The organism is Streptomyces sp. NPDC090499, from assembly GCF_044769305.1.
GTDB lineage: Bacteria > Actinomycetota > Actinomycetes > Streptomycetales > Streptomycetaceae > Streptomyces.
In genome coordinates this window covers 85,225-106,302 of sequence record NZ_JBIVXP010000011.1, presented here as the reverse complement: position 1 = coordinate 106,302, position 21,078 = coordinate 85,225, and the positions used below count along the sequence as shown (strand labels likewise).

Genomic DNA, 21,078 nt, shown 5'->3' with positions numbered 1-21,078 from the left:
CGGAGGGGCCGCGCTACCAGGCGGCAGAAAGGCACGGGCCGTGGCATCCACGGTCACCACCGAGCCGTCGGAGAACCCTACGGCGCCGCCCCGCCCGGGATACGGACAGCTGCTGCGCACCCGCGGAGCCTGGACGTTCCTGCTCCCCGGTTTCGCGGCGCGCCAGCCGTTCGCGATGCTCACCATCTCCATCGTGCTGCTCGTGCAGCACACCACCGGCTCGTACGGCGCCGCGGGTGCCGCCGCGGCCGTCACCGGCGTCTCCATGGCGCTGTTCGCGCCCTACAGCGGCCGCCTGGCCGACCGCTACGGGCAGCGCGCGGTGCTGGTCCCCGGCGTGCTCGTGCACACGCTGTCGGGCCTCGCCTTCACGGCGCTCGCGCTGGCGCACGCGCCCCTGTGGGCACTGTTCGCGGCGGCCGTGCCGACCGGCGCCTCGGTGCCGCAGGTCGGCCCCATGGTGCGCGCCCGCTGGGGCGTCAGGCTCCAGGACTCCCCTCTGATGTCCACCGCGGCCGCCTTCGAGTCCGTCACCGACGAGCTCACCTTCGTCTTCGGCCCGCTGCTCGCCACCGCCCTGTGCACCACCGTGGCCCCGGCCGCCGGCCTGGTCACAGAAGCCGCGCTCACCCTGGCCGGCGGTCTGCTGTTCGCCGCCCGCAAGAGCACCCAGCCCCAGGTGACCGGCGCCGGCCACGCGCGCGTGCAGCACGCCTCGGCGCTGCGCGTCCCAGGCGTCCGCGTGCTGGTCGTCGCCTTCCTGGGCATCGGCTCCGTCTTCGGCGGCATGCAGGTCTCCCTCGCCGCGTTCACCGAGTCGATCGGCGAGCCCGGCCTGAACGGCGTCCTGTACGGCACCTTCGCCGCGGGGAACATGCTCTCCGGCATCGTCTGCGGCGCGCTCGCCTGGAAGGCCGCCCCGCACCGGCGCCTGGTCGTCGGCTACGCGGCGCTCGCGCTGACCGCGTCGGCGCTGTGGACGTCCCACTCGGTGCTCGTCCTGGCCGGCCTCGGCCTGCTCGTCGGCATGTGCATCGCGCCCGCCCTGATCACCGGCTACACGCTGGTCGAGGGCCTGGTCCCGGCCGGCGCCCGCACGGAGGCGTTCACCGGGCTGACCGGCGCGGTGGCGCTCGGCCAGGCGGCCGCGGTCACGGTCGCCGGCCAGCTGGAGGACCGGCTGTGGGGCGGCGCCGGGTTCCTGGTGCCGATGGCGGGCACCCTGCTCGCCCTGGTGACCCTTCTGGCACTGCGTTCGCGGCTCGTCACCCGGCCCCGGAACCGTACGGTCGCACGTGGCGTCGGTCACCGCGTACCGCTGACGGTGGACTGATCCCCAGGAATACGTCAGTATGGACCGTCGTTAGCACTCACTGAGTGAGAGTGCCAGGAGGAAGACAGTGCCGACCTACCAGTACCAGTGCACCGAGTGCGGCGAGGGCCTCGAGGCGGTGCAGAAGTTCACCGACGACGCCCTGACCGAGTGCCCCAACTGCGGTGGCCGCCTGAAGAAGGTGTTCTCCGCGGTCGGCATTGTCTTCAAGGGCTCGGGCTTCTACCGCAACGACAGCCGCGGCTCCTCGTCGAGCAGCAGCCCCGCGTCGAAGTCGTCCGGCTCCACGTCGTCGGGCACGTCGTCCGAGTCGAAGTCGTCCGAGTCGAAGGCCTCCGACGCGAAGTCCTCGACGTCGACGTCCTCGTCCTCGTCCGGCTCGGCCAGCAGCTCCGCCGCCTGAGCACCTGAGACCGCCCCCTCGGACCCCGCCGTCGAGCGACAGCGGGGTCCGAGGCGTTGCCGACCGCGGTCCCGGCACCTGTCCGGGCGGCCGGTTCGGGGGGCCAGCTAGTGTGCTGCGCATGGTGAACGCAGAGATCGGCGTGATCGGCGGTTCCGGCTTCTACTCGTTCCTCGACGACGTGGCCGAGATCCAGGTCGACACGCCCTACGGACCGCCCAGCGACTCCCTCTTCCTCGGCGAGATCGCCGGGCGCCGGGTCGCCTTCCTGCCCCGGCACGGACGCGGCCACCATCTGCCGCCGCACCGCATCAACTACCGGGCCAACCTCTGGGCGCTGCGCTCCGTCGGCGTGCGCCAGGTGCTCGGCCCGTGCGCGGTGGGCGGTCTGCGCCCCGAGTACGGCCCGGGGACCCTGCTCGTGCCCGACCAGCTGGTGGACCGCACGAAGTCCCGGGCACAGTCGTACTTCGACGGACTCCCGCTGCCCGACGGCGCGGTGCCGAACGTGGTGCACGTCTCGCTGGCCGACCCCTACTGCCCCACCGGCCGGGCGGCGGCCCTGAAGGCGGCGCGCGGCCGGGACTGGGAGCCGGTGGACGGGGGCACGCTGGTGGTGGTCGAGGGGCCGCGCTTCTCGACCCGCGCCGAATCGCTGTGGCACCAGGCGCAGGGCTGGTCGGTGGTGGGCATGACCGGTCATCCCGAGGCGGCGCTCGCCCGTGAGCTGGAGCTCTGCTACACGTCGTTGACGCTGGTCACGGACCTGGACGCGGGCGCCGAGACCGGTGAGGGCGTCTCGCACGACGAGGTGCTGCAGGTGTTCGCGGCCAACGTGGACCGGCTGCGGGGCGTGCTGTTCGACGCGGTGGCCGCCCTGCCGGAGAACACGGCCCGGGACTGCCTGTGCACGAGCGCGCTCGGCGGCATGGACCCGGGGTTCGAGCTGCCGTAAGGCAGGGACGGTTCCTGCGGGGCGGACACGGACGGAACTCCTCGTTCGGGTGGCCGAGTTGTCCACAACCGGCCGGTGGTCCACCGGCCCCGGCGGGTTTCGGCGCGAGACCTCATCGTGGTCTCGCAAGCCGGTTCCTCGTCGCAGGTGGTGATCCCCGTGTCCGTTCCCCCTTCCCCGTCCCCCGCCTTCCCCCCTCCCCTCCGTGTCCCGCGCCCGCTGGGCACGGACGCCCCCGTCACCTGCGCGGTCCCGCACTTCGAACCGGTGCGGGTACGCGGCGCGGGGTATCGGCTGGACCGGCTGCTGCGGCACCGCAGGCTGGCCCTCGCGGCCGGCCTCGCGGTGACAGCGGCGGCGCTCGTCGCGGCGGGACCGCGTACCGCTCTGGACCCCCTGCGGGCCGAGCCGCCCCGGGGACACCCGGCCGTCACCCGGCCCGCCCAGCCGGTACGACGGCACGCCCCGCCCGTGGACATGGTGACGGCACCGGTGCGGATCGCCGACGCGGCCACCGTCCGGCTGCTGCACCCCGGCGACCGGGTGGACGTCATCGCCGCCGGGGATCCCGCGGCCGGCGGTCAGGCCCGGGTGATCGCGCGCGGGGTGCGCGTGACGGGACTGCCGGAGCCGGTCGACGCGGCCACGGAGAGCGGCGCCCTGGTCGTGCTCTCGGTCCCGCGGGCCACCGCGGCACAACTGGTCGGCGCGGGCGCGACGGCGCGGCTGGCGGTGACCTTGTGCTGAACAACCTGGGGCGATTTTCCGGACGCTTTGTGTCAAGTCGCTCGTTCGAGCTGCCGGATTGGGCTCAATGGCCGCACGGTGCCGTAGGTTGCGGAGCGCTTTGTTCCACACCCTGTGCATGTGAGGAGAGTCCCCGAGGTGAGCGCGAAGAAGGAACCGAGCGTCTGGCAGGGCTTCAAGGCCTTCCTGATGCGCGGAAACGTCGTCGATCTGGCAGTCGCGGTAGTCATCGGCGCCGCCTTCACGAACATCGTCAACTCGGTGGTGAAGGGGCTGATCAACCCGCTGGTCGGCGCGATCGGCACGCAGAATCTCGACAGCTACAGCACGTGCATCAAGGAACCGTGCACGCTGAACGCGGACGGCACCGTGAAGAGCGGTGTCCAGATCATGTGGGGCTCGGTGCTGGGCGCCACGCTCTCCTTCGTGATCACCGCCGCGGTCGTGTACTTCCTGATGGTCCTGCCGATGGCGAAGTACCTGGCCCGGGTGGAGGCCCGCAGGAAGGCGCGGGAGGGCACGCACGAGCTGGTCGAGGTGACCGAGCTGGAGGTGCTGAAGGAGATCCGCGACGCGCTGGTCGCGCAGCGCGGAAACGGTCACAACCAGCGTTAGCGACGCTGCCGCGGAGGCTGCGGGCGGGCGCGCGGGCGGCTCAGAGGTGGTGGGGCGGCTTCTCGTCGAGGAAGCGCCTGAGGTCGGCCGCGGAGTCGCCCTCGGGGCGGTCGCCCCAGCCGCGGTCCGTGTCGTCCGCCGACTGCCGGTCGAGGGGGTCGTCGAAGATCAGCGCGGGCTTCGGGTCGCGCGGCGCGGGCTCGGGGGCGGTGGTCATGCCTCAAGCCTACGGCGCGCACGGCCAGGGTCCGCCCGGACCGTGCGCGCCACCCGAGCCGGCCGAGCCCCCCGGAGGCGGGCCGCGCCCTGCCGCCCGCCGTCCCGCGGCTCCGTTCGCAAGCCGGTGTCTTCTTCTGCTCTGCTGGACGCATGACGTCGAGTTCTCCTCAGGCTCCCGCCCCACAGCACGCACCCCAGCCCCTGCGGCCACTGCGCCGCCTGACCGCACGCGGGCGCGAGGAGTCCCACCGGGTCTCCTCGCCACTCGAGCTCTTCTTCGACCTGTGCTTCGTGGTGGCCATCGCGCAGGCGGGCGTGGAGCTGGTGCACGCCGTTGCCGCGGGGCACGCGGGCGAGGGCGTCCTGAACTACGCGATGGTGTTCTTCGCGATCTGGTGGGCCTGGATGAACTTCACCTGGTTCGCCTCGGCCTACGACAACGACGACGCCCTCTACCGGGTCGTCACCCTGGTCCAGATCGCGGGCGTGCTGGTGCTGGCGGCCGGTGTCTCGCGGGCCTTCGCGGACCACGACTTCGCACTGGTCCTGATCGGCTACGTGATCATGCGGCTGGCGCTGGCCTCGCAGTGGCTGCGAGCCGCGCAGGAGGCCGAGGGAGCGGAGCGGACCATGGCGCTCCGGTATGCCGGCGGGGTACTGCTGTGCCAGGTCGGCTGGGTCGGTCTCGTGGTGCTGCCGGCGCACGCGCGCCCCTGGGTGTTCCTGGTGATGGCGATCGCCGAGCTGTGCGTGCCCCTGTACGCCGAGAAGGACCACAGCACCTCCTGGCACCCGCACCACATCGCCGAACGCTTCGGGCTGTTCACGATCATCGTGCTCGGCGAGTCGATCGCGGCGGCGACGGTCGCCGTGAAGTCGGCCGTGGCCGAGCACGACGCGCTGGGCGAGCTGCTGCCGATCGCGGCCGGTGGCCTGCTGATCGTCTTCTCGGCGTGGTGGATCTACTTCGTGGTGCCGATCCACGGCCATCTCCGCTCCAACAGGCAGTCCTTCCTGTGGGGTTACGGCCACTACCTGATCTTCGCGTCGGCGGCCTCGATCGGCGCGGGCATCGAGGTGGCCGTCGAGGAGGCGGTCGGCAAGGCGCACCTCTCGACGACGGCCGCGTCGGCGGCGGTGACCGTGCCGACCGCGCTGTACCTGCTGACCGTGTGGGCGCTGCACTCGCGGTACTTCAAGGTGGGTCTCGCCCAGCAGCTGGTGCTGCCGGTGACGGCGCTGCTGGTGGTCTGCTGCACGTTCCTGGGCGACTGGGCGGTGCCGGCGGCGGGCCTGGTGTCGGCGCTGGCGGTGGCGACCGGCACGACGCTGACGGCGCGCGCGGCCGGGCACGAGCGCCCCGCGGAGACCACCACGGCCGCCCTGTGACCGGCCCGGGACCGCGCCGGGCTGGGCCAGACTGGCGGTCATGACAGTTGACGCACTGACGGACGTGGCCGGGCTGCGGGTGGGGCACGCGACCCGCACTGGCGAGGGATGGCTCACCGGTACCACGGTCGTGCTCGCCCCGGAGGGCGGCGCGGTGGCCGCCGTGGACGTGCGGGGCGGGGGTCCGGGCACCAAGGAGACGGACGCGCTCGACCCGCGCAACCTGGTGCAGCGGGTGGAGGCGGTCGTGCTCACCGGCGGCAGCGCGTACGGGCTCGACGCGGCGTCCGGGGTGATGGCCTGGCTGGAGGAGCGCGGGCGCGGGGTGCGGGTGGGGCCGGATCCGGCCCATGTGGTGCCCGTGGTGCCCGCCGCCTGTGTCTTCGATCTGGGACGGGGCGGGGACTTCCGGGCCCGGCCGGACGCGGCGACGGGGCGCGCCGCGGTGGAGGCGGCCGCGGCGAGCGAGCCGGGCGCCCGGGTGCCGGAGGGGTGCGTGGGCGCCGGAACGGGCGCGGTGGCCGGGGCGGTGAAGGGCGGGGTGGGCAGCGCGAGCACCGTGCTGGACTCGGGGGTCACGGTGGCCGCGCTGGTGGTGGCCAACGCGGCCGGCGCCGTGCTGGATCCCGGAACCGGGGTGTTGTACGGGGAGTTGTTCCAGGGGCGCGTGGCGTATCCCGAGGAGCGGGTGCACGAGGCCGCGCGCCGGCGGCTCGTCGAGGCCGCCGCCCGCAACGGGCTGCCGCCGCTCAACACGACGCTCGCGGTGGTCGCGACCGATGCCGCACTGTCCAAGGCGCAGGCGCAGAAGCTGGCCGGGACGGCGCACGACGGGATCGCGCGCGCCGTGCGGCCGGTGCACCTGCTGCACGACGGGGACACGGTGTTCGCGCTGGCGACGGGCGCCCGCCAGCTCGGCGCGGGCCCGCTCGCGCTCAACGAGATCCTCGCGGCCGGCGCGGACCTGGTGAGCCGCGCGATCGTGCGGGCGGTGCGGGCCGCCGGGCCGGTCGACGGGCCGGGCGGGGCGTGGCCGTCGTACGGCGAGTTGTACGGGGAGGCGTAGGGGGCTGGTTGCCGGGCCCGGAACCTTGCGCGTAGCTGTCGATTGTCCTGGTTCTGTCACGTGATGGCGTTCGCGGGGGCCGGAGGGAACCCCGAGGGGGGCCTTCGGCCTCTTTCTCCACGCACTGGAGCGGATCACGCACATCACAAGAACTCACACGAACCTGGAGCAGCCCGTGACAACGCCGGACATCGCAGCGCGGCGCGCACTGGGGGCCTGTGCCGCCCTGTTGGTCGGCGCCCTCACCCTCACCGCCTGCGGCGGCAACGCCAACGCCGACGCCAAGAGCGACGGCGGCAAGGGCGGGCAGGACACCGCCGCCCGGACGTCGGCCGCGAAGATCGTGATCTCGGCGAAGGACGGTTCGACCGGCGCGTCCATCAACACGACCGGCGTGCAGGTCAGCGACGGGAAGCTGACCGGCGTCAGGATGACCGTGGCGGGGTCGGGGCAGGCCGTGGACGGCACCCTCTCGGCGGACGGCGGCACCTGGAAGCCGAAGGAGCAGCTGGAGCGCGGCACGAAGTACGAGATATCGGCGACCGCCAAGGACTCCAAGGGGCTCACGGCGGCGGCCAACTCCATCTTCACCACCGTCGACTCGGCGAACAGCTACATCGGCACGTACACGCCGGACAACGGGACGACGGTCGGCGTGGGGATGCCGGTGTCGTTCAACTTCGACAAGGTCATCACCGACAAGAAGGCCGTGCAGTCGCACATCACGGTGACCTCCAGCAGCGGCCAGCAGGTGGTGGGCCACTGGTTCGGGGCGCAGCGGCTGGACTTCCGGCCGCAGGACTACTGGAAGGCCGGCTCCAAGGTCACGATGAAGATCGACCTGGACGGCGTCGAGGGCGGGAACGGCGTCTACGGGGTGCAGAAGAAGACGGTGTCGTTCACCGTCGGCCGTTCGCAGGTCTCCACGGTGGACGCGAACACGCAGACCATGACGGTGATGCGGGACGGCAAGCTCCTCAGGTCGGTGCCGGTGTCCACGGGCAGCCCGGAGCACACGACGTACAACGGGCAGATGGTGATCTCCGAGAAGTTCACCCAGACCCGGATGAACAGCCAGACGGTCGGCCTGGGCGGGGAGTACGACATCCCGGACGTGCCGCACGCGATGCGGCTGACGACGTCGGGGACGTTCATCCACGGCAACTACTGGTACAACAGGTCCAACCCGCCGTTCGGGCAGCAGGGCACCAGCCACGGCTGCGTGGGCATGGCGGACGTGCAGGGGGCGCAGGGCGACACGACGGCCAAGTGGTTCTACGACAACTCGCTGATCGGTGACGTCGTGATCGTGAAGAACTCCCCCGACAAGACCGTGCAGCCGGACAACGGGCTCAACGGGTGGAACCTGTCGTGGAGCGAGTGGACCGCCGGAAGTGCCGTCTGACCGGCACCTTTTGACTGATCGTCGGGCCGCGCGGGAACTTTTCGCGCGGCCCGCGAGTTTTCCCGGCGTACGTTTTCTCGGTTCCCGGACATGATGTCCGACCGAGGGGCTACGGTATGCACCCACAAGGTGACATGCAGCAACGCCGGGAGAGACCTTGAGCGTTCCGTACGAGACGGCAGCGTACGAACCAGCCGAGTCGCCCGAGTCTCCGGAGGAGCACCTCGCGCGGCTCCTCGGTCGTGCCCTGAACTCCTTCGAACTGCCGGACGAGGCCATAAGGCAGCTGGACTGTGCGCTGGCCCAAGACAGTTCGCTGCACTCCGCGCACCACAGCGCGGGTCTGCACCGGGAGACGTACCGGCACACCTGGCTGCTGGCCGACGGCTCCGCGGTCACGCTGTGGGAACTGGTGCACAACACCGTGCCGGGCAGCGACCCGCAGCACGAGGTGTACGTCGACGAGGAGGAGCTGCGGGCCGCGACCGCGCGGCTGCCGCTGCCGCCGGACGCCCCGGACTTCGAGCTGCCGGTGCTGGTGACGCTGGCACCGGTCCCGGAGCCACGGCACGTGTACGTGCCGGACGACTCGGCGGACCACGCCCGCCGGCTGCTGCGCCGCGCGGAGAACCCCGACCGGCCGGACGGGGAGACGGCCGAGGCGCTGTCGACGGCGTTCGCGCACCAGATCACCCAGGCGTTCGGACGGCCGGTGCGAGCGGGCCGGCCGGGCCTGGCCTTCTCGCTCTACGAGCATGCGTTCCTGCTGCGGGACGGCCGGGAGCTGTCGCTGTGGGAGGTCGAGCACACGGCGACGACGGACGGCCGGCACATGTGCGAGGTGTACCCGTCGGAGGACGCGGCCAGGGACGCGATGGAGCGGCGGGCGGCGCGGCGACGGTAGCCCTTCCCCGGCCTCCCCCGGCCCCTCCCTCCCCGTTGCCGGGAGGCTCAGCGGCCGCCCAGGCGCCGGACCAGGCCCGCGAAGGCGTCCTGCTCGGCGGGGGTCAGTTCGACGGCTTCGCGGGGCGGAGCGGGCTGGTACGGGTGCGGGAAGGCGGGAAGGACGCGTGCGGCGTGCCAGGCGAGGGCCTCACGGCGGTTGCGGCGCAGCAGGCGCGTCACGACGACCGCCCAGGCGACGGTCGCCAGGGTGAGCGCGACCATGCCGATCAGCTGGAGGGACGATGCGTGCGCGGGCATACGCCCCAGTACACACCACGGTCCGGGACTTTGGTCCCGGACCGTGACGTATCTCGCAGGTGCCGTGAACAACTCACAGCGAATCAAAGGGACAAGACGGCCGGGCGGTGCGGGGATCAGGCCGCGACCGGCTGCTTGGCCTCCCTCGTGGCGGCCGTCCCGGCGGCGGAGCCGCCCGCCGCGGCCTGCTGGGCCGGCTTGCGCAGGCCCTTGAGGAGGACGACCAGGGCCGTGGTGACACAGACACCGGCGGCGATGGCGACCAGGTAGAGGAACGGGTTGCCGATCAGCGGGACCACGAAGATGCCGCCGTGCGGGGCGCGCAGGGTGGCGCCGAAGACCATCGACAGGGCGCCGGTGATGGCACCGCCCACCATCGAGGACGGGATGACGCGCAGCGGGTCGGCCGCCGCGAACGGGATCGCGCCCTCGGAGATGAAGGAGGCGCCCAGTACCCAGGCGGCCTTGCCGTTCTCGCGCTCGGTCTCGGTGAAGAGCTTGCCGCGCACGGTCGTCGCCAGGGCCATCGCCAGCGGCGGGACCATGCCGGCCGCCATCACCGCCGCCATGATCTTCATCGCGGAGTCACTGGGGTTGGAGACCGCGATACCGGCGGTGGCGAAGGTGTACGCGACCTTGTTGACGGGGCCGCCGAGGTCGAAGCACATCATCAGACCGAGCAGGGCGCCGAGCAGGACGGCGTTGGAGCCGGAGAGGCCGTTCAGCCAGTCCGTCATGCCCTTCTGGGCGGAGGCGATGGGCTTGCCGACGACGACGAACATCAGGAAGCCGACGATCGCCGTGGAGATCAGCGGGATCACCACCACCGGCATGATGCCGCGCAGCACCTTCGGGATGTCGATCTTCTGGATCGCCATCACCACGCCACCGGCCAGCAGACCGGCGACCAGGCCGCCGAGGAAGCCGGCGTTGATCGTGGAGGCGATCATGCCGCCCACGAAACCGGGGACCAGGCCGGGCCGGTCGGCCATGCCGTAGGCGATGTAGCCGGCCAGGACCGGGACCAGGAAGCCGAAGGCGACGGCGCCGATCTGGAACATCAGGGCGGCCCAGCTGTCGGTCTGCGTCCACACGAAGTGGTTGAGGACCGACGGCGCGGACTTGATCTCGTAGCCGCCGATCGCGAAGCCGAGGGCGATCAGCAGACCGCCGGCCGCGACGAACGGGACCATGTAGCTCACGCCGGACATCAGCCACTTGCGCAGCTTGGTGCCGTAGCCCTCGCCGGCCTCGCCCGCGCGCTCCACCGGGGTGGCCGGTGCGGAGCCGGAGGTGGCCTCGCCGCGGGCCGCCTTGGCGCGGACCTCGCCGATCAGCTCGGCGGGGCGGTTGATGCCCGCCTTGACGCCGACGTCGACGGTCGGCTTGCCGGCGAAGCGGTCCTTGTCGCGGACGGGCACGTCGTGCGCGAAGATCACGCCGTCCGCCGCCGCGATGACCCCGGGGTCGAGCCGGGTGAAGCCGGCCGAGCCCTGCGTCTCGACGACGAGTTCGACGCCCGCCTCGCGGCCCGCGTTCTCCAGCGACTCGGCCGCCATGTACGTGTGGGCGATGCCGGTGGGGCAGGAGGTGACGGCGACGATACGGAACGGCCGCTCGCCGGCCTCCGGACCCGCGTCCTCGGTGGCCGCCGCATCCTCGGTGGCCGCCGCATCCTCGGTGGCCGCTGCGGTGCCGGCGGAGGCCGCCGCCGGCGCCGCAGCGGTGTTCTGGGAGGCGCTCGCGGCCGGCTGTGCGTCCGGCGCCTGCGTCTCGTCGCCCCGGATCAGCGCCGCCGCCGTCTGCGCGTCGCCCGCCGACCGCAGCGCGTCCGTGAACGCGCTGTTCATCAGCTGGCGGGCCAGCGCGGAGAGGATCGTGAGGTGGGCGTCGTCGGCGCCGGCGGGGGCCGCGATCAGGAAGATCAGGTCGGCCGGGCCGTCGGGGGCGCCGAAGTCGATGCCGGCGGCGCTGCGCCCGAAGGCCAGCGTCGGCTCGGTGACGTGGGCGCTGCGGCAGTGCGGGATGCCGATGCCGCCGTCGAGACCGGTCGGCATCTGGGCCTCGCGGGCGGCCACGTCGGCGAGGAAGCCCTCCAGGTCGGTCACCCGGCCCAGGGCCACCATGCGCTCGGCGAGGGCGCGCGCCGCCGCTTCCTTGGTATCGGCGGACAGGTCGAGATCGACCAGGTCCGCGGTGATCATGTCGCTCATCGCGGGCTCCTATGCACGCGTACCGCCCGGAGTGTGGGGTGGGCGGGGGTGGGGACGGGGGTGCCGTGGGGGGCGAGGTGGGAGGCGGGGCCGGGGAAGCCCCGCCTCCCGGGCACGGCGGGGCGGCTCAGGGTGCCCCGACGGCCCGTCGGCGCGGCGGCTAACGAGACGCCTTGCCGCTCCTGGGCCGGTTGTCGGAGGGCGGCGCCGGGGCGGGGCGCGGCCGCACGGGTTGTCGTATCCACGGTCTGGACGTTCATGACACCGGCTCCGTCAGTTCGCGGTCGACGGGGACGCGGTCGGTGAGGGTCACCGCTGTGGGGTCCAGGTCGGCCGGGGTGGGCATCACGCTGCCGGGCAGCTGGACGGCGGCGGCGCCGTGCGCGACGGCGGAGGCGAGGGCTTTCGGGCCGCTGCCGCCGGCGATGAGGAAACCGGCGAGGGAGGAGTCCCCGGCGCCGACGTTGCTGCGGACGGCGCCCACGCGGGCGCTCGCGAACCAGGCGCCCTCGTCCTCCACGAGCAGCTGGCCGTCGGCGCCCAGGCTGGCGAGGACGGCGCGGGCACCCATGCCGCGCAGCTCCTCGGCCGCCTTCAGCGCGTCGCCCACCGTCGCCAGGGGGCGCCCGACGGCCTCCGCGAGCTCCTCGGCGTTCGGCTTCACCACGTCGGGCCGCGCGCGCAGCGCTTCGAGCAGCGCGCGCCCCGAGGTGTCCAGTGCGATGCGTGCGCCCCCGGCGTGTGCCCGGGTGACGACGTCGGCGTACCAGGAGGGCGCGAGGCCGCGCGGCAGGCTGCCGCAGCAGGCGATCCAGTCGGCGTCGCGGGACTGCTCGCGCACGGTCTCCAGGAGCAGTTCCTGCTCCTGGGCGGAGAGTTCGGGGCCCGGCGCGTTGATCTTGGTGAGTACCCCGTCGGACTCGGCGAGGGCGATGTTGGAGCGGGTGGCCCCGGCGACCGGGACCGGCGCGACCTCGATGCCCTGGGCGTCGAGCAGGTCGGCGACGAGTGCGCCCGGCGCCCCGCCCAGCGGCAGGACGGCGACCGTGCGGCGGCCGGCCGCGGCCACGGCGCGCGAGACGTTGACGCCCTTGCCGCCGGGGTCCATGCGCTCGCCGGAGGCGCGGATGACCTCGCCGCGTTCCAGGGCGGGGACCTCGTAGGTCCGGTCGAGGGAGGGGTTGGGGGTGACGGTGAGGATCACTCCGGTGCCGCTCAGGCTGTGGGTGCCGCTCGTGTTGTTCATGCTCGTACTACTTCCGTGCCGCCGCGCTCGATGGCGGCGGCGTCCTCGGGGCTGAGCCCGCTGTCGGTGATCAGCAGGTCCACGTCGCCCATGTCGCCGAAGCGGGCGAAGTGCTCCTGGCCGTGCTTGGCGGAGTCGGCGAGCAGGACGACCCGGCGGGCCGCGGCGACGGCCGCCCGCTTGACCGCGGCCTCGGCGAGGTCGGGGGTGGTCAGGCCCTGGTCTGCGGAGAAGCCGTTGGCGGCGACGAAGAGGACGTCCGCCCGGATCTCGCCGTACGCGCGCAGCGCCCAGGCGTCCACGGCGGCGCGCGTACGGTGCCGTACGCGCCCCCCGACGAGGTGGAGCTGGATGCCCGGGTGGTCGGCGAGGCGGGCCGCGATCGGGAGGCTGTGGGTGACGACGGTGAGGGACGCCTCCAGCGGGATGGCCGCGGCGAGCCGGGCGACCGTGGAACCGGCGTCGAGGATCAGGGTGCCCTCGGTCGGCAGTTCCGGGACGGCGGCCTTGGCGATGCGGTCCTTCTCGTCGGCCGAGGTGGACTCGCGTTCGGCGAGGTCCGGCTCGAAGTCGAGCCGCCCGGCCGGGATGGCACCGCCGTGCACCCGGCGGACGAGGCCGGCGCGGTCGAGGGCCTTCAGGTCGCGGCGGATCGTCTCCTGCGTGACCTGGAACTCCTCGGCGAGCGACACGACGTCCACCCGGCCGCCGTCACGGGCGAGCCGGAGGATCTCCTGCTGCCGCTCCGGTGCGTACATGCCCTGCGCCTCCGCTCCGAAATACGTCCCACGGATGTCCGGTTCGTGTCCGACTCACACCTGACTCATGTCCGACCGCGTCCGACTCATGCCCGAACTTGTGGTTTCGCGAGGAGGCTACGCTGCGATTTCCGGAAAGTAAACAGGTTCGGGCCACAAACGGACACGATCGGGCTTTCGGCCAGTTCAGGGCGGCCAGAGGCGTTCGTGTGCCCGTGCGGAAGGGCCCGGCGCCTTCCGGCGCCGGGCCCTTCGTCCGGTGGTGGTCAGTGGCCGGGTTCGGCCTGCTGCGCCGGGCGCTTCGGCAGGGCGGACATCAGGAGGAAGATCGCGGCCATGACCGCGGCCACCCAGAACAGGGCGTGCTGGAAGGCGTGCACGAAGGCCGGGCCGACCCCGGACGGGGTCAGCCGGTCGCCGATGACGCCGTAGAAGACCACCGAGACCAGGCCGAGGCCGAGCGCGTTGCCCATCTGCTGCACGGTGTTGATCAGGCCGGAGGCGGAACCGGCGTGCTCGCGCGGCACCTCCGAGAGCACCGCGTCCGTCAGCGGGGCGACGATCAGACCCATGCCCGCGCCCATCACGACCAGCGGCAGGGCCATCTGCCAGGAGGCGATGGCGAGGCCGTAGCGGTGCGACTCCCAGACGTAGAGCAGGACGCCGAGGCCCATCAGCAGGGCGCCCGCCTGGAGCACCTTGCGGCCGAAGCGCGGGACCAGTTTCTGCACGGACAGGCCGGCCGCGACCGAGACGGAGATCGAGAACGGCACCCCGGTGAGGCCGGCGTGCAGCGGGCTCCAGCCGAGGCCGACCTGCATGTACAGCGTCCAGACCAGGAAGAAGATGCCGAGCGCGACACCGAAGACGGTCTGCACGGCGATACCGGCGGCGAAGCTCTTGACCGCGAAGAGGGAGGGCTCGATGAGCGGGGAGCCGTCGCGGGCCGCCTTGCGGCGTTCGTGGGCGACCAGTACGGCGAAGACGACGAGCGCGCCGGCCATCGACGCGTACCCCCACAGCGGCCAGCCCAGCTCCCGGCCGCGGGTCAGCGGGTAGAGCAGCATCAGCAGGCCGAGGGTGACCAGGGCGACGCCGACGAGGTCGAGCCTGAGCGCCTGCGGGGCCCTGGATTCGCCGATGTAACGGCGGCCGAGGAGCAGGGCGGCGATGCCGACCGGGAGGTTGATGAGGAAGATCGGGCGCCATTCGAGGCCGAACAGGTTCCACTCGGTGAGGAGCGCGCCGAGCAGCGGGCCCGAGACCGCGCCCAGGCCGACGATCGCACCGAACAGGCCGAAGACCTTGCCGCGTTCGTGGGCCGGGAAGGTGGCGTGCACGATCGACAGGACCTGCGGGACCATCAGCGCGGCCATGCCGCCCTGCAGGATGCGGGAGGCGACCAGCATCTCCGGGTTCGCGGCGAAGCCGCAGAGGGCCGAGGCCAGGGTGAATCCCGCGACGCCGACCAGGAACAGCCGTTTGCGGCCGTGGATGTCGCCGAGACGGCCGCCGGTGATCAGGCCGGCGGCGAAGGCGAGAGCGTAGCCGGCGGTTATCCACTGGATCTGGCTGAACGAGGCACCGGCGTCCCGCTGGATGGAGGGGATGGCGATGTTGACGATGGTGACGTCGACGAGGTCCATGAAGGCTGCGGTCATAACGATGGCCAACGCCAGCCAGCGAGTTCGGTCGGGCGCTGGTCCGGAGAGCGCCGTGGGGGTCGGTGTCGTGTGCCGGGTGGCGGTGATGTGTGGCTGGTCGCGCACCGCGGCGGAGCCGCTGCTCGATACAGTCCCGCGCCCCTTGGGGATGTCGGTGCCGACGTCGGTTGAGGTCATGACGTCACTCTAGGAACCGATTAGGCCAGATCCTGTCCTAGTGATACGGCATCCTCGTCCGCATGACGACGGACACTCCGGCCCGGCTCCTCCAGTTGCTGTCTCTTCTTCAGACGCCCCGCGAATGGCCCGGCGGTGAGCTCGCCGACCGGCTCGGGGTGTCGCGGCGCACCGTGCGGCGCGACATCGACCGGCTGCGGGAGCTGGGGTATCCCGTGGAGGCCAGCAAGGGGGCCGACGGGGGGTACCGGCTGGTCGCCGGGAAGGCGATGCCGCCGCTGCTGCTCGACGACGAGGAGACCGTCGCCATCGCGGTCGGGCTGCGGGCCGGGGCGGGGCATGCCGTGGCGGGGGTGGACGAGGCGTCGGTGCGGGCGCTGGCGAAGCTGGAGCAGGTGCTGCCGGCCCGGCTGCGGCACCGGGTGACCACGCTCCAGGCCGCGACCACACCGCTGACCAGCGGGGACGGGGCGAGTATCGCGCCCGAGACGCTGACCGTGATGGCGTCGGCGGTCGCGGGGCGGGAGCGGCTGCGGTTCGCCTACCGGGCGGCGGACGGGAGCGGGACGCACCGGCAGGCGGAGCCGTACCGGCTGGTGTCGACGGGGCGGCGGTGGTACCTCGTGGCGTACGACCTCGACCGCGACGACTGGCGGACGTTCCGGGTCGACCGGGTGAGCGAGCCGTTCGCCACCGGCGCGCGGTTCGCTCCGCGGGAGCTGCCCACGGGGAGTGCGGCGGAATTCCTGCGGCGGTCCATCCAGCGGCGGCAGGAGACGTACGGGTTCGCCGTCGCGTTCGCCGGGTCGGTGGCGGAGGTGGGGGCGCGGCTGCCGGGGTGGCTGGGGACGCCGGTGGCGGAGGAAGGGGGCGGCGGCTGGTGCGTGGTGCGGGGGGACACCGGGGATCCGGTGGAGTGGCTGGCGGTGCGGCTGGCGATGGTGGGGTGCGAGTTCGTGGTCCGGGAGCCCGCGGAACTGGTGGCCTGCGTGCGGGAGTTGGGGGGACGGTTGAGCCGGGCCGGAGGCGGGGTGTGACGCTCACCGGCGCCGGCCGGGTGCAGGACGCGGCCGGGCGGCGCCCCTTCGGGGGCGCTGGGGGTCCCCCCGGCCGGAGGCTGGGGGAACTGCGCGACCAGCCCCACCCGCCCGCAGCCGAACCGCAACCGCTACGCGCCGGGGCCCTCCCACGCGAACCCCCGTAGCGCCGACAGGTTCTGCAGGGCCAGGGCTGCCGGACCCTCCGGTCCCGTGGGGGCGGCCGTGCCCGCTGCCCAGGACTCGACGGCCACCCTGACCGCCGCGCCGGCCACCGCCGCGGCGAAACGGAGGTGGGCGGACGGGGCAACGTTGTCGACGGGGACGGACGTACGCTCCGCCAGGATCGACGTCAGCAGCTCGTCCGAGGACTGGCACACCTCCGCCCACACCTTGCGCAGGGCCGGGCTCGCGGCGGCCAGGTGGATCAGGGTACGGACCCATTCCCAGGAGGCCGCGGAGACCCCGACGCCGGGGGTCAGGGTGTGCCGGACGGCGTGTTCGAGTGCCTCGGGGACGGAGAGGGAGGCGGGGGCCGACCGTACCGCCTCCGCCCAGCGTTGGGCGCCCGCCGCGTAGAGCGGGGCGACCGCCTCCTCCTTCGTGGCGAAGTAGCGGTAGAACGTGCGCGGCGCGATGCCGGCGGCCTGTGCGATGTCCTCGGCGCGCGTGGCCCGCAGGCCCCGCCGCACGAAGAGGCCCGCGGCCGCCCGGGCGATCTCCATGCGGGTCTCCGCCTTGCGCCGTTCCGTGAGGGAGAGGTGGGCGGGGCCCTGCATGGGGGTGTTGCCGGTGGTGCTGGGGGTGCTCACCTCGGCAGGCTATGCCTCTGTGGCAGAATCTGCCATCCGGTGGTTCACCCCGTGGTTCAGGTACGGGGTGAACCACCGTTTCAGCATGCCAAGCGGCGCCGGGTCCGGGCAAACGCGGCCCGTCGCACGCCCCGCGCGGAGGTGGAGCCGGGCTCCGGCACCCGGGGGGATGGGCGCCGGAGCCCGGCTCTGGGAGAGTCCCGGCGCCGGGGGGATGGTGCGTCGGGACGTGGCTGGTGGACGAGCGGGCGTCAGGGGTGTCGTGGCCCGTCGGCGGCTGTCGCCCCGTCAGGAGCCGTCGCCTCCGCGGGGAGTGGTCCGCCCTGGACCCCGACTCCCCGGCCCTGGATGGTTGTTCCCTACACGCGGACCCGCGAAGCGGCGGTACCGCGCCATGTTTGCGCCGTCTTTCGCCACCCGGCGTACGCGCCCCGGCGCGAGCGGAGTCTCGCGCGCACTGGTCACGCGAGCCCCGCTCGTGGTGAACCCCCGCCCCGTACAGCCCCCTTACGCCGCCGGCTCGAACCCGGTGGAGCGGGCCAGCTTCTTCAGTTCGAGCAGCGCGTGCTTCTCGATCTGGCGGATGCGCTCACGGGTCAGGCCGTGCTCCTTGCCGACCTCGGTCAGCGTGCGCTCGCGGCCGTCCTCGATGCCGTAGCGCATCTTGATGATCGAGGCCGTGCGCTGGTCCAGGCGGCCGATCAGGTCGTCCAGTTCCTCGCTGCGCAGGAGGGTCAGGACGGACTGCTCGGGGCTGACCGCCGACGTGTCCTCCAGGAGGTCGCCGAACTGGGTGTCGCCGTCGTCGTCCACCGCCATGTTCAGCGAGACCGGGTCACGGGCCCAGTCCAGCACGTCGGTGACGCGCTCCGGGGTGGAGTCGAGCTCGGCGGCGATCTCGGCCGGCTCCGGGTCGCGGCCGTTCTTCCGGTTGAACTCGCGCTGGACACGGCGGATCCGGCCGAGCTCCTCCACCAGGTGGACGGGGAGCCGGATGGTCCGGGACTGGTCGGCGATGGAGCGGGTGATCGCCTGGCGGATCCACCAGGTGGCGTACGTCGAGAACTTGAAGCCCTTGCGGTAGTCGAACTTCTCGACGGCGCGCACCAGGCCGGCGTTGCCCTCCTGGATCAGGTCGAGCAGGGGCAGGCCGCTGCGCGGGTAGCGCCGGGCGACGGCCACGACCAGGCGGAGGTTGGAGCGGATGAAGACGTCCTTCGCCCGCTCGCCGTCGGCGACGAGCGCCTCCAGCTCCTCGCGGGTGGCGTCGGACGCGGACTCCTCCTCGCCGTCGAGGAGCTGCTGTGCGAACACACCCGCCTCTATGGTCTGGGACAGCTCGACTTCCTTGGCGGCGTCGAGGAGCGGTGTGCGCGCGATCTCGTCGAGGTACATGCCGACCAGATCGCGGTCGGCGATCTCGCCGCCATGGCCGCGAACGCCATGGGCGCGAACACTGCTTGCCGAGTCGGCCGTCTCGCCGGTGGCGGCGGACTGACGACGGGCGACGGCACGGGTTGCCATGCGTGCTCCCTTGCGATGGTGGGCGGGCGGGGTGGTCCTGTCGGTTCTTCTCGGTCCTTCAGCGAATGCTCGGCGCTCGGACTGCAGCGCTCCGGAACTCCACTTCTGGAACTCCTCGGACTGTCGTCGAGTGCCCGGCATCTGAAGGAAACAACGACTGGAATCCGGACAGAATTCCCATGCTGCCCCCCGATTTTTCTGATCATGCAGTACCCTGTGCGACCACGCGAGGAGGCGCGGTGCCGTCGGAACGTACAGAGGTGCAGGTCAGACAGGGAGCCGAGGGAGACCTCGTAGCCCTCACGGGGATCTACAATCACTACGTTCGTGAGACGTCCATCACATTCGACACGGTGGCCTTCACGCCGGAAGAGCGTCGTCCGTGGCTGCTCTCCCACCCGGAAGACGGCCCGTACCGCCTGATGGTTGCCACGTCGGCGGACTCACAGGAGATTCTCGGGTACGCCACGTCCAGCCCCTACCGAGCGAAACCGGCCTACGCGACGTCCGTGGAGACCACGGTGTACGTCGCCCCGGGCGCCGGCCGGCGCGGTACCGGCACGCTCCTCTACACGGCCCTCTTCGAGGCGCTCGCGGGCGAGGACCTGCACCGCGCCTACGCGGGCATCGCACAGCCGAACGAGGCGTCCACCCGGCTGCACGAGCGCTTCGGCTTCCGGTACGTCGGCACGTACCGCGAGGTGGGCCGGAAGTTCGGCCGCTACTGGGACGTGGCCTGGTACGAGCGCCCGCTGTAGGCGCCCCACCGGCCCCCACCGGCCCCCACGGGGCCCGCGGGGGCCGGTCCCGTCACCCGAACTGCACGGACCGCTTCGCCATTCCCATCCAGAACCCGTCGATCACCGACTTCTGCGCGTCCAGTTCGCCGCCCGCCTCCGCGGCGCCCATGGTGACGAAGAGCGGGGCGAAGTGCTCGGTGCGCGGGTGGGCGTAGCGGCCGGCCGGGGCCTTGTCGAGGAAGTCGAGCAGGGCGTCCCAGTCGCGGTTCTCCAGGGCCCGGCGCCCCCAGTCGTCGAACTCGGAGGACCAGGTCGGCACGCCGCTGCCGAGGTGGCGCAGGGCGGCCAGGTTGTGGGTGAAGAAGCCGGAGCCGACGATCAGCACGCCCTCGTCGCGCAGCGGGGCGAGCCGGCGGCCGATCTCCATCAGGCGGACCGGGTCGAGGGTGGGCATGGAGATCTGCAGGACCGGGATGTCCGCGGCCGGGAACATCTCCACCAGGGGCACGTAGGCGCCGTGGTCGAGACCGCGGTCCGGGATGTCCTGGACGGGGATACCGGGGGCGCGCAGCAGCTTGCGCACGCTCTCGGCAAGCTCCGGTGCGCCGGGAGCGTCGTACCGCACCTGGTAGTAGTGCTCCGGAAAGCCCCAGAAGTCGTAGACGAGGGGGACGGTCCGCACGGCGCCGAGGGCGAGAGGGGCCTCCTCCCAGTGGGCGGAGACCATCAGGATCGCCCTGGGACGAGGGAGGCCGGCGCTCCAGGCGGCGAGTTCGCCGGGCCAGACGGGGTCGTCGGCGAGCGGCGGCGCGCCGTGGCTCAGATAGAGGGCGGGCATGCGCTCCGGTGCGGCGGCGGACATGGCGGCGGCTCCCTCCGGGCGCCGGGCTGCCTTCCCGGCCCCCATCCTTCGACTCTCCAGCAACGAATGTTTTAAATCTCAAGCTTTCCGTCGCCACCCTACGCCCCACTTGTTTAAGTTTCAAGGAGAGCCCTCGTACAGTGGGACACATGAATACGGCATCCGGATCCGCCACCACGCAGAGCCGCTGGCTCACCGACCACGAACAGCGCGTCTGGCGCTCGTACCTGCACGCCACGACCCTGCTGGAGGACCATCTGGACCGTCAGCTCCAGCGTGACGCGGGGATGCCGCACATCTACTACGGCCTGCTCGTCGGGCTCGCCGAGGCACCCGGACGGCGGCTGCGGATGACCGAGCTGGCGATGCAGGCCAAGATCACCCGGTCCCGGCTCTCGCACGCCGTCGCCCGTCTGGAGAAGAACGGCTGGGTACGGCGGGAGGACTGCCCCTCCGACAAGCGGGGCCAGTTCGCCGTCCTGACCGACGAGGGCACCGAGGTGCTGCGGCGCCACGCACCGGGTCACGTGACCGCCGTACGGCAGGCGCTGTTCGAGCGGCTGACGGCGGAACAGCAGCAGGCCCTCGGCGAGATCATGCAGATCGTCGCCGAGGGCCTGCAGCCCGACGAAGCGGGCGCGGACCTGCCCTGGCTCCGCTGAGGAGCTCAGGGACAGGCCCGCGTGCGGGTACCCCTACGGTCCGTCGGT

General features: G+C 72.5%; 21 protein-coding genes. 12 read left to right on the top strand and 9 right to left on the bottom strand.

Annotated elements, in window-relative coordinates; translation table 11 throughout:
- The first annotated feature begins 40 nt into the window (after positions 1–40).
- From ACIQVL_RS33820 to ACIQVL_RS33800, 5 genes are all read left to right on the top strand, one after another.
- Positions 41–1,333: an MFS transporter gene (locus ACIQVL_RS33820; protein WP_403477257.1), complete on the top strand. Its 1,293-nt coding sequence runs from the start codon at positions 41–43 to the stop codon at positions 1,331–1,333.
- A 67-nt stretch (positions 1,334–1,400) separates the two neighbouring features.
- Positions 1,401–1,736, top strand: a complete 336-nt coding sequence (locus tag ACIQVL_RS33815; RefSeq protein WP_403437139.1) for an FmdB family zinc ribbon protein — start codon at positions 1,401–1,403, stop codon at positions 1,734–1,736.
- A gap of 121 nt (positions 1,737–1,857) precedes the next feature.
- Positions 1,858–2,691, top strand: a complete 834-nt coding sequence (locus tag ACIQVL_RS33810; RefSeq protein WP_403437138.1) for an S-methyl-5'-thioadenosine phosphorylase — start codon at positions 1,858–1,860, stop codon at positions 2,689–2,691.
- A gap of 159 nt (positions 2,692–2,850) precedes the next feature.
- Positions 2,851–3,438, top strand: coding sequence for a hypothetical protein (locus tag ACIQVL_RS33805; protein WP_403477256.1), 588 nt, complete (start codon positions 2,851–2,853; stop codon positions 3,436–3,438).
- A gap of 189 nt (positions 3,439–3,627) precedes the next feature.
- On the top strand, positions 3,628–4,053 hold the full coding sequence (locus ACIQVL_RS33800; RefSeq protein WP_403477325.1) for an MscL family protein: 426 nt from the start codon (positions 3,628–3,630) through the stop codon (positions 4,051–4,053).
- Between the two features lie 40 nt (positions 4,054–4,093).
- Here ACIQVL_RS33800 and ACIQVL_RS33795 read toward each other — a convergent pair whose 3' ends face one another.
- Positions 4,094–4,270 (bottom strand): hypothetical protein, encoded by a 177-nt coding sequence (locus ACIQVL_RS33795; protein WP_351710783.1) that lies wholly within the window; start codon positions 4,268–4,270, stop codon positions 4,094–4,096.
- A 152-nt stretch (positions 4,271–4,422) separates the two neighbouring features.
- On the opposite strand from ACIQVL_RS33795, the gene ACIQVL_RS33790 reads away from it, so the two are divergent.
- The 4 genes from ACIQVL_RS33790 (at position 4,423) to ACIQVL_RS33775 (ending at position 9,036) form a co-directional block, all read left to right on the top strand.
- Positions 4,423–5,661 carry a low temperature requirement protein A gene (locus ACIQVL_RS33790; RefSeq protein ID WP_403477255.1) on the top strand — a complete coding sequence of 413 codons (1,239 nt, stop codon included), beginning with the start codon at positions 4,423–4,425 and terminating at the stop codon, positions 5,659–5,661.
- Between the two features lie 40 nt (positions 5,662–5,701).
- Entirely contained in the window at positions 5,702–6,727 is a 1,026-nt protein-coding gene (locus ACIQVL_RS33785; RefSeq protein WP_403477254.1) for a P1 family peptidase, read from the top strand.
- 175 nt (positions 6,728–6,902) lie between these two features.
- Positions 6,903–8,132 (top strand): Ig-like domain-containing protein, encoded by a 1,230-nt coding sequence (locus ACIQVL_RS33780; RefSeq protein WP_403437130.1) that lies wholly within the window; start codon positions 6,903–6,905, stop codon positions 8,130–8,132.
- Positions 8,133–8,289: 157 nt separating this feature from the next.
- Entirely contained in the window at positions 8,290–9,036 is a 747-nt protein-coding gene (locus tag ACIQVL_RS33775; RefSeq protein WP_403477253.1) for a DUF6227 family protein, read from the top strand.
- Positions 9,037–9,083: 47 nt separating this feature from the next.
- Here ACIQVL_RS33775 and ACIQVL_RS33770 read toward each other — a convergent pair whose 3' ends face one another.
- The 5 genes from ACIQVL_RS33770 to ACIQVL_RS33750 all read right to left on the bottom strand — a co-directional run bounded on the left by ACIQVL_RS33770 (position 9,084) and on the right by ACIQVL_RS33750 (position 15,393).
- A complete protein-coding gene (locus ACIQVL_RS33770) occupies positions 9,084–9,335 on the bottom strand; it encodes a hypothetical protein (RefSeq protein WP_403437128.1) in 252 nt (83 codons plus the stop codon).
- Positions 9,336–9,451: 116 nt separating this feature from the next.
- Positions 9,452–11,548 carry a fructose-specific PTS transporter subunit EIIC gene (locus tag ACIQVL_RS33765; protein ID WP_403477252.1) on the bottom strand — a complete coding sequence of 699 codons (2,097 nt, stop codon included), beginning with the start codon at positions 11,546–11,548 and terminating at the stop codon, positions 9,452–9,454.
- A gap of 256 nt (positions 11,549–11,804) precedes the next feature.
- Positions 11,805–12,752, bottom strand: coding sequence for a 1-phosphofructokinase (pfkB, locus tag ACIQVL_RS33760; RefSeq protein ID WP_403437382.1), 948 nt, complete (start codon positions 12,750–12,752; stop codon positions 11,805–11,807).
- Positions 12,753–12,790: 38 nt separating this feature from the next.
- Positions 12,791–13,552 carry a DeoR/GlpR family DNA-binding transcription regulator gene (locus ACIQVL_RS33755; RefSeq protein ID WP_351488291.1) on the bottom strand — a complete coding sequence of 254 codons (762 nt, stop codon included), beginning with the start codon at positions 13,550–13,552 and terminating at the stop codon, positions 12,791–12,793.
- 266 nt (positions 13,553–13,818) lie between these two features.
- The gene (locus ACIQVL_RS33750) at positions 13,819–15,393 is read right to left on the bottom strand and encodes an MFS transporter (RefSeq protein WP_403477251.1); all 1,575 of its coding nucleotides are present in this window, start codon (positions 15,391–15,393) and stop codon (positions 13,819–13,821) included.
- 62 nt (positions 15,394–15,455) lie between these two features.
- Between ACIQVL_RS33750 and ACIQVL_RS33745 the strand changes: the two genes are divergently transcribed.
- Entirely contained in the window at positions 15,456–16,430 is a 975-nt protein-coding gene (locus ACIQVL_RS33745; RefSeq protein WP_403437123.1) for a helix-turn-helix transcriptional regulator, read from the top strand.
- 131 nt (positions 16,431–16,561) lie between these two features.
- Here the strand turns inward: ACIQVL_RS33745 and ACIQVL_RS33740 are convergent, their stop codons facing one another.
- Together ACIQVL_RS33740 and ACIQVL_RS33735 are read right to left on the bottom strand one after the other, a co-directional pair.
- On the bottom strand, positions 16,562–17,209 hold the full coding sequence (locus tag ACIQVL_RS33740; protein WP_403477324.1) for a TetR/AcrR family transcriptional regulator: 648 nt from the start codon (positions 17,207–17,209) through the stop codon (positions 16,562–16,564).
- 540 nt (positions 17,210–17,749) lie between these two features.
- The gene (locus tag ACIQVL_RS33735) at positions 17,750–18,766 is read right to left on the bottom strand and encodes an RNA polymerase sigma factor RpoD/SigA (RefSeq protein WP_403437122.1); all 1,017 of its coding nucleotides are present in this window, start codon (positions 18,764–18,766) and stop codon (positions 17,750–17,752) included.
- Positions 18,767–19,005: 239 nt separating this feature from the next.
- Here ACIQVL_RS33735 and ACIQVL_RS33730 point away from each other — a divergent pair, with 239 nt between their 5' ends.
- Positions 19,006–19,524, top strand: coding sequence for a GNAT family N-acetyltransferase (locus tag ACIQVL_RS33730; protein ID WP_403477250.1), 519 nt, complete (start codon positions 19,006–19,008; stop codon positions 19,522–19,524).
- Positions 19,525–19,576: 52 nt separating this feature from the next.
- Here the strand turns inward: ACIQVL_RS33730 and ACIQVL_RS33725 are convergent, their stop codons facing one another.
- Entirely contained in the window at positions 19,577–20,368 is a 792-nt protein-coding gene (locus ACIQVL_RS33725; protein ID WP_403437120.1) for a dioxygenase, read from the bottom strand.
- Between the two features lie 149 nt (positions 20,369–20,517).
- Between ACIQVL_RS33725 and ACIQVL_RS33720 the strand changes: the two genes are divergently transcribed.
- Positions 20,518–21,030: a MarR family winged helix-turn-helix transcriptional regulator gene (locus tag ACIQVL_RS33720; protein ID WP_403437119.1), complete on the top strand. Its 513-nt coding sequence runs from the start codon at positions 20,518–20,520 to the stop codon at positions 21,028–21,030.
- The last annotated feature ends 48 nt before the right edge of the window (positions 21,031–21,078 follow it).